The following is a 2,079-nucleotide window of genomic DNA, read 5'->3' as shown; positions in this document are numbered from 1 at the left end:
TCTTCGGGGTCCTCGCCCTCGCCGTCGGCGTAATCGACGTCGACGCTCGCCGGGAAGTCCTCGCTCATACGCCAGAGGTGTCGCCGTCGGGGTCAATAGGCCTTCTGAATCCGCCTCACTCGCCGGCACACCGAATAGGCGGCGGAATTCGCCGGAACACAAGGGATATGGCCGCCGCCACGGAACGACCGCCTATGGGTCTGTTCGATCGGCTCCGCGGCGACGACGACGGGCGTGTCGTCTTCCTCGGGATCGACGGCGTACCGCTCGACCTCGTCGAGGACCACCCCGACGTCTTCGAGAACCTGACCGACATCGCCGAGACCGGCTCCGGCGGGCGGTTGGAGAGCATCGTGCCGCCCGAGTCGAGCGCGTGCTGGCCGAGCCTCACGACCGGCGTGAACCCCGGCGAGACGGGCGTGTACGGCTTCCAAGACCGCGAGGTCGACTCCTACGAGACGTACGTCCCGCTCGGAAAACACGTCCGGGCGACCCGGCTGTGGGACCGCGTCACCGACGCCGGCCGCGACGCGACCGTCCTGAACGTCCCCGTCACGTTCCCGCCGTCGACGCGGGTCCAGCGGATGGTCTCCGGCTTCCTCTCGCCCGACCTCGACGCGGCCGCGAGCGACGAGTCGGTCCGGGAGACGCTCGACGGCTTCGACTACCGGATCGACGTCAACGCCAAACTCGGACACGACGACGACAAGACGGAGTTCATCGAGAATGCCCACGCGACGCTCGACGCCCGATACGAGGCGTTCTCTCACTACCTCGCCGAGGACGACTGGGACCTCTTCTTCGGCGTCTTCATGAGTACCGACCGCGTGAACCACTTCCTGTTCGGCGACTACGCGAACGACGGCGAGTACAAAGCGGAGTTCCTCGAGTTCTACCGCACCCTCGACGACTATCTCGGCGAGATCCGCGACGCGCTCGACGACGACACGACGCTGATCGTCGCCTCCGACCACGGCTTCACGGAGCTGACCCACGAGGTGAACTGCAACCAGTTCCTCGCCGACGAGGGGTGGCTCTCCTACGAGGACGACGACCACGACTCGCTGGCCGACATCGACGACGAGGCCCGCGCCTACTCGCTCATCCCCGGTCGCTTCTACCTCAACGTCGAGGGCCGCGAGCCGAACGGCGTCGTCTCCGAATCGGAGTACGAGGAGACGCGCGAGGAGCTCATCGCCGACCTCGAATCGCTCACCGGTCCCGACGGCCGGCAGGTGTGCAAGCGGATCGTCAAAGGCGAGACCGTCTTCGACGGCGACCACGACGAGATCGCGCCCGATCTGGTCGTCATCCCCGCCGACGGGTTCGACCTCAAGTCCGGCTTCGGGGGCAAGGAGGCCGTGTTCACGCAGGGTCCCCGAAACGGGATGCACAAGTTCGAGAACTCGCTTCTGTACTCGACCGAGCCCGACATCGACCTGACCGACGCGAACCTCTTCGACGTAACGCCGACGGTCCTCGATCTCATGGACGTCGACCTCGACGCCGAGTTCGACGGCGAGAGCCTGCTGGGCTGACGCGTCCCGGTCGAATCCGCGACCGATCGCGTCCTACCCGAACGGCGACCACCGCTCGCCCGGGGCCGCGCGGAACCCGTACGCCGCGTCGTCCGCGAGGGCGACCAATCGCCCGCCGAACGCGTACAGGTCCCTCGGATCGACCCCGTCCGGGAACGGTGCCTCCCACCGCACCGACCCGTCGGTACCGACTGCGACCATCCGGGGCTCCGTCCCGGCGTCGCGTGCTCTTTCGATTCCCGTGACGTACGCCCCGTGCTCGTCGACGGCGAGGTTTCCTTGCGGCAGGTTCGACCGCTCGAACGCGACCTCGCCCCGCGCGACGTCGACCGCGGTGACCGTCCGCCCGCGCGAGTAGTAGATTGCTCCCTGATCGGCCTGAACGGCCGCCGGTCGGGCGTTCGGCGCGTGCACGTCGAGTCCGAACCGGCGATCGAGGTCCCGATCGTACCCGCTCATCGACGCGCCCGGAGCGCCGGCCGCGACGGTCCCGTCGACGACCGCGATCCACTCGTGGTCGGCGGCGACGGCGCGCTCGGCG

General features: G+C 68.3%; 1 protein-coding gene and 1 pseudogene. One reads left to right on the top strand and one right to left on the bottom strand.

Annotated features, from left to right (window positions below; all coding sequences use genetic code 11):
* Positions 1-194: 194 nt before the first annotated feature.
* Positions 195-1,538 (top strand): alkaline phosphatase family protein, encoded by a 1,344-nt coding sequence (locus BN903_RS08130; protein WP_048077271.1) that lies wholly within the window; start codon positions 195-197, stop codon positions 1,536-1,538.
* 33 nt (positions 1,539-1,571) lie between these two features.
* Here the strand turns inward: BN903_RS08130 and BN903_RS08125 are convergent.
* Positions 1,572-2,079 (bottom strand): annotated as a pseudogene (locus BN903_RS08125) (hypothetical protein); the annotation flags it as partial.

It is taken from the genome of Halorubrum sp. AJ67, assembly GCF_000513435.1.
Note: the sequence above shows the minus strand (reverse complement) of the source record. Positions and strands in the feature narration are given on the sequence as shown.

Coding starts and splice junctions, on each gene's coding strand:
- BN903_RS08130 (WP_048077271.1), top strand. CDS start 195: ATGGGTCTGTTCGATCGGCTCCGCGGCGACGACGACGGGCGTGTCGTC.